Consider the following 5,858-nt stretch of genomic DNA (forward strand, 5'->3'; position numbering starts at 1 on the left):
AAATTAGCTTTTATCCACAATGCAATTTTTTTATTTTCATTCGCAAAACAAGTTGTAATAATATTTCTATCCGAAAATTTCGGATAGTTTGAAGTGAAAGGTACAAGATGATGGTTGGGATAATGCAAAAACTTGTTGCACGATGCTCTGTGTCTATGCTTCAAGTAAATGAACAATTAGTGAATATTGAGTCATGTTTGTGTCAAAAAAGAAAATTGTACGCTGACGGTCTTAAAAATAAGGATTCTGGAGCTGTAACAGCTGAATATGCAGTAGTTATTATTGCTGCCACTGGTTTTGCTGCACTGCTAGTTGCTATTTTGAAATCAGATACGGTTCGCACAACGTTGACAGATTTAGTTAAAAAAGCATTGAAAATCGGCTAACGGCATGCTTTAGCGGATGAAATGAGCTTATGATGCGGAAAGTTATTGTGTGCAAAAGGTTGTTGCGCAAAATTAGTGATTATGACAGAGGGACGGTAACTGCTGAATTTTCTATTGTTTTACCTTGTGCATTAATACTGTTATTTGTATTGATTGGCATAGGTAGAGCAGTTGTATGTACTATGAATTGTCATGATGCTGCTGCGCAAGTTGCGTATTATCTTGTGACCCATAAGGACGATAAAGCTGCCGCAAGTATCGTGCAGTCGGTCGCAGGTCAAGGAGCGTCGGTGAAAATAAGTCGTAGCAATAATATGGTGAATATTGTTGTTAAATGTCCTCTTGTTCCTGATCCTCTTCATATTTTGCCGCCTCTAGTGGAAAGTCATGTAAGCCAGGTTTTAGTATGAGTAGGCGCAAGAATTTTGTGAAGCATTCAATAAATTTCATTCATAAGCGATATAAGAGCATTGACTGCGGTTCTGGCACTATGCTTGGCATTATGCTAGTGATCGCAGTCTGCTCAATACTAGTGCTTTCTGCTATTTTATGTAATGTTCTCGGAGCTAAACATCAAGCTTATGCTGTTGCAACTTCTGCTGCTTTATCTGGTGCTTCTGCGTTGCAAAGGATGGAGGATAATGCGTGTGAGGTTGTTGCGCGTACTGTTGCTTCAAGCAATGCTTTCTTGAAATCTTGCAACTCTACTAGTAATGATGTAACTGTTCGTATTTCTGTTGGGCTGAATATTCCATTTGCTTCTAACGTGGAAGTTTCTGCTAGAGCAGGACTAGAAGATTGCAATAAGTAGTAAGTAGCAAAAAACGAATATAAATATCAGCAGTCGGGTGGCGGCTGCTGATAGTCTTAACTAAGATATATCGGGGAAATAGTTAGGTCGCGGTAGGTTAGGAAACATGGCACTTGCACTGTATCGTAGATATCGTCCTGACACGTTTGATGGTGTTATTGGGCAGGATCAGGTTACCATACCTTTGTCTAGAGCATTAGACCAAGGGAAAATAACGCATGCATATTTATTTTCTGGACCACGTGGATGCGGTAAAACAAGTTCTGCGCGAATTTTAGCTCGCTGCATTAATTGCGAAAAAGGACCAACTTCGCACCCATGCGGAGAGTGCCAAAGCTGTAAAGATTTAGCTACTGGCGGTGCAGGTTCTATCGACGTTGTAGAGATTGATGCTGCAAGCCATAACGGTGTCGATGATGCTAGAGAGTTGCGTGAGCGTGCTGGTTTCGCTCCTGCTCGTGACCGTTATAAGATTTTCATTCTCGACGAAGCTCATATGGTTACACAGCAAGGTTTTAATGCTTTGCTTAAGATTGTAGAAGAGCCGCCTGAGCATGTAATGTTTATTTTTGCTACCACTGAGCCGGATAAAGTTATTGGCACTATTCGCTCGCGTACACACCATTATCCTTTCAGACTTGTGCCTCCAGAGGTAATGTCTCCATATCTTGAAGATATTTGCAAAAAGGAAGGTATTCTGCCGCAGCCGGGAGTTCTTCGCCTTGTTATGCGCGCTGGTGCGGGATCAATGCGAGATACGTTATCTGTGCTCGATCAGCTTATGGTGGGTGCTGTTGATGGTTCAATTTCTTTGGATTCTGCGGTTGCTTTATTAGGTTTTACGCCTAATTCATTGATTAGCGAATTCATTGACGATCTTATTAATCATGATGGTGCTTCGATATACGATGTAGTTCGTCGCGTTATTGTTGGAGGTTACGATACTCGTAAGTTTGTAGAAGATTTATTAGGTAGAGTTCGTGATTTGTTGCTTATGGTATCTGCAGGTCCTAAAGCGGCTTCAAGCTTACTTAATGATGTTTCTCCAGAAGATTTGGAAATATTGAATAAGCAATCTGCAAGCATGACATTGCATGATTTAGCACGTATGGCTCAAACAATTAATGATGCTTTAAGTGCAATGGCTAGTGCAATTTCTCCTCGCATGAATTTGGAAATTTTAGTTGCTCGTTTGCTTGCAGACAGCGAAACTTCAAATACTGTTGCAACTAATTTGCGCATCAATAACGTGCAACAACAAAATATTTCCACTTCTAAGCAGAATATTCAAAATAAAGTATCTTCTGGTGCTCATTTCGTAGGTTCTACACGCAATAAGAAATATGTTTCTGCAGATAGTGAGAATAATAGTACTTCAAATTCTTCACTACCTTCTGAAACTACAGCATCTCCTATTGCTAAAGCAGAAACGCAATCTGCTACAAACACAAAAGAAACGGAATCTAAAAAAGTGTTTTTGAACGATGCGCATAATGCTAATTCAAAGAATGATTCCATGGATACTGATGCAATGTGGGATAAAGTAGTTTCAAAATTGCCTGATGACGTACGTGAGTATGTAACTCGTGAGTATGTTCCTACAGTGCAACTTACTTCAGCACAATCAGGTCGACAGCGTCTTATTTTGACTTTTAATGAGCCTATGAGTCAACATGCGTTTGCGCTCGCAGTATGCACTACTTCTCCATATGATGGACAAAAAGTGCCAAAAGTAGTAATGAATGAAGTGCATGAGATATTTGGCACGCAAGTAATGATTGCTCCTGCACCAGTTGCTGCTAATGGTGAACAAGTAGAATCTGTTGTTCGAATGGATCCGCAGAAGCTTGCAAAAGTTAAGCGCGATATTTTATTGCGTAAAACAGGTATATCTGCTGGTTTTAGTAATAAAACTGATTCTGATAGCAGCGGAATAAATAAAAATCCTACTAAAAAAGAATCTTCGGGTTTTAGTGGCGCTGATGGCTCCGCAGCATCAGTAGCTTCTGAAAATACTGCGGATGAGTTAAGTGATGTTGCGAATGCGGATGATGATGTTTGGGCAGACATGTCGTCTATGCCTATGTCGGATGTGATTGCAATGCCAGAAAACTCTTCTTCTGAAGAGTCTTCTATTGAAGATGAGCCTATGAATCATGATGACGAGATTACAATACAGAAGAGTTCGCATTCTCATAACCAAGATGAAGCTATTTCTGGTGTCTTGGATCAAGATAAACTACAGTCTCAAGTTCAGAATGCAACTAATACTTCAGAATTGTCTGCTGAATCAATTCAGACTACTGTTTCTCCTACGAATGGAGCTACTGCTGACGAATGTTCAATGGATGATGCTTCATTAGAATCAGCAACATCTGTAAGCACTGATGAGCTTAAACAAATTTTTGAAGTTAAATCTGTTGAAGAATTTGCTTCCACTGATCCTAAAAATCCTAAAAATGCGATTATGAGCGTTAAGAAAAAGCAAGAGGAGTAGTTTACAGTGCATAATTCATCGTCATATGATGGAGCAATTGGTCGCTTAATTGAAGCATTTTCAAAGCTTCCAGGGATTGGACCTAAAGGCGCTCAGCGTATTGCGTTTTACTTACTTTCTTCCTCGGATAAAGATGTTCAAGAGCTAATAGACGCAATTAATAACATGAAAGAAAGTGTGCGTTTTTGTGATGTATGCGGAAACGTATGTGAGCAGAGTCCTTGCATAGTATGCGCAGATCCTCGGCGTGATCATAGCAAAATTTGCGTAGTTGAAGAACCTAAAGACATTATGAGTATTGAGCGAACTCATGAGTATTCAGGTGTTTATCATGTTCTTGGTGGTGCAATTAACCCAATGGCAAATGTTGGGCCTGGGGACTTAGCAATTACGCAATTACTTGAACGTCTTAAAGATGCAAAAGTTCAAGAAATTATTCTTGCGCTTGATCCTGATATAGAAGGTGAAGCGACTGTTACGTATTTGGCTCGATTGCTCGATCCTCTAGGAATTAAAGTTACTCGCTTGGCAAGTGGATTGCCTGTTGGTGGAGATTTAGAGTATGCGGATGAGATCACTTTAGGTCGTGCATTTTCTGGCCGTCAATCTGTGTAATTTTGAATATTGTTTTTATGTGCACAAATTATTATCAATAAATAGGGCATAGTTGGTAGTCTGATATCGAAGCCATTATTCGGCATATCCTGTGCGTTTATCAATATTGACATGAGCAAGGGGTAAAAATTGGCGCTTATCGTACAGAAATACGGTGGTTCTTCTGTAGCGGATACGGATTCCATACAACGTGTTGCCAAACGCATTCTTTCTACAAAAGCAGAAGGCAATGATGTTGCTGTTGTAGTTTCAGCGATGGGAGATACAACTGACGATTTAATTGATCAAGCAATGAGTGTAAATACTCATCCTCCTGCTCGCGAAATGGATATGCTTATGACAGCAGGCGAACGAATTTCTATGAGTTTGCTTGCAATGGCTATTCATGCTCAAGGATCTCATGCTTATTCTTTTACTGGTTCTCAAGCTGGATTTATGACAGATACTCAGTTCGGAGCTGCGCATATTCGTGCGGTTAAGCCTGATCGTGTCAGAAGAGCTCTTAGCAAAGGCAGTGTTGCAATTGTTGCCGGGTTCCAAGGAATTAACGAAGTTGGAGATGACACGACTCTCGGTAGAGGTGGTTCGGATACTTCCGCTGTAGCGCTTGCGGTTGCTTTAGGTGCTGATGTATGTGAGATTTACACGGATGTAGATGGAGTATTTACTGCAGACCCACGTATTGTGCCAACTGCAAAACGTATTCCTGTAATTGATTATGATTCAATGCTTGAAATGTCATCTTGCGGTTCGCGCGTGCTTGCTTTGCGTTGTGTTGAGTACGCTCAGCGTTTTGGCATGCCTCTTCATGTTAGAAGTTCATTCTCGCATAGGAACGGAACGCTTATAGTTCCAAATAATATTAATCCGAACGATTTGCCTAATCTGAGTTAGAAAATACAAAACTAAATATTAATAGATAATGTCAAATAATCTTCGAGCTTAAAGGCGGTAACAATGGTAAACCACGATATTCTTTCGACTATGGGCGATTTATTTCCTGATTTAGGTCCGGAAACTCCCGTTATTTCTGGCGTTGCTCATGATCGCAGTGAGGCAATGATTACGGTTCGCGGTATTCCAGATATTCCTGGTATGGCTGCGAAAGTATTTACAACTCTTGCAAAAGCAAATGTAAATATTGACATGATTGCGCAAGCAAGTGCTTCTACTGGTACAGCAGATATTTCTATTACTGCTCCAGGAGCGTCAATGGAAGCAGTCCGTAAAGTTCTAGAAGAAGCGCATGATGAATTGAAATTTACTTCTATGGATGTCGTTCCAGTAGTAGGAAAAGTAGCTGTTGTTGGCGTTGGTATGAAAACACATTCAGGTCTAGCTGCTACCTTCTTCACTGCGCTAAGTGAACATGGTATAAATACTTTGATGATTTCTACTTCGGAAATTCGTATTGCTGCCATGGTTCCTGTTGAACAAATTGATGAAGCTGTTCGTGCTTTGCATACTGCTTACGGTTTGGACGCAAGCCAAGTTGAAGCAGTGGTGTACGGTGGAAGCGGGCGCTGAAGCAATTTAAATTATTAAATTA

General features: G+C 40.4%; 7 protein-coding genes. All 7 read left to right on the forward strand.

Translation table 11 applies throughout. The annotated features are described in order from the left end of the window. Positions 1-110: 110 nt before the first annotated feature. The 7 genes from A5294_RS04795 to A5294_RS04825 all read left to right on the forward strand — a co-directional run bounded on the left by A5294_RS04795 (position 111) and on the right by A5294_RS04825 (position 5,836). On the forward strand, positions 111-386 hold the full coding sequence (locus A5294_RS04795) for a DUF4244 domain-containing protein (RefSeq protein ID WP_004574189.1): 276 nt from the start codon (positions 111-113) through the stop codon (positions 384-386). A gap of 29 nt (positions 387-415) precedes the next feature. Beyond that, positions 416-796: a TadE/TadG family type IV pilus assembly protein gene (locus A5294_RS06970; RefSeq protein WP_041160456.1), complete on the forward strand. Its 381-nt coding sequence runs from the start codon at positions 416-418 to the stop codon at positions 794-796. Beyond that, positions 793-1,197 carry an Rv3654c family TadE-like protein gene (locus A5294_RS04805; RefSeq protein ID WP_064340597.1) on the forward strand — a complete coding sequence of 135 codons (405 nt, stop codon included), beginning with the start codon at positions 793-795 and terminating at the stop codon, positions 1,195-1,197. Before A5294_RS06970 ends, A5294_RS04805 begins: the two co-directional genes overlap by 4 nt. 106 nt (positions 1,198-1,303) lie before the next feature. Then, positions 1,304-3,694 carry a DNA polymerase III subunit gamma and tau gene (locus tag A5294_RS04810; RefSeq protein WP_064340598.1) on the forward strand — a complete coding sequence of 797 codons (2,391 nt, stop codon included), beginning with the start codon at positions 1,304-1,306 and terminating at the stop codon, positions 3,692-3,694. A gap of 6 nt (positions 3,695-3,700) precedes the next feature. Beyond that, positions 3,701-4,309, forward strand: a complete 609-nt coding sequence (gene recR / locus A5294_RS04815; protein WP_004105782.1) for a recombination mediator RecR — start codon at positions 3,701-3,703, stop codon at positions 4,307-4,309. Between the two features lie 129 nt (positions 4,310-4,438). Continuing rightward, the gene (locus A5294_RS04820) at positions 4,439-5,203 is read left to right on the forward strand and encodes an aspartate kinase (protein ID WP_004574185.1); all 765 of its coding nucleotides are present in this window, start codon (positions 4,439-4,441) and stop codon (positions 5,201-5,203) included. Positions 5,204-5,266: 63 nt separating this feature from the next. Beyond that, positions 5,267-5,836, forward strand: a complete 570-nt coding sequence (locus A5294_RS04825; RefSeq protein WP_004105778.1) for an ACT domain-containing protein — start codon at positions 5,267-5,269, stop codon at positions 5,834-5,836. Positions 5,837-5,858: the final 22 nt, after the last annotated feature.

Source organism: Gardnerella sp. 30-4, from assembly GCF_001641215.1.
GTDB classification, from domain to species: Bacteria; Actinomycetota; Actinomycetes; order Actinomycetales; family Bifidobacteriaceae; genus Bifidobacterium; species Bifidobacterium leopoldii.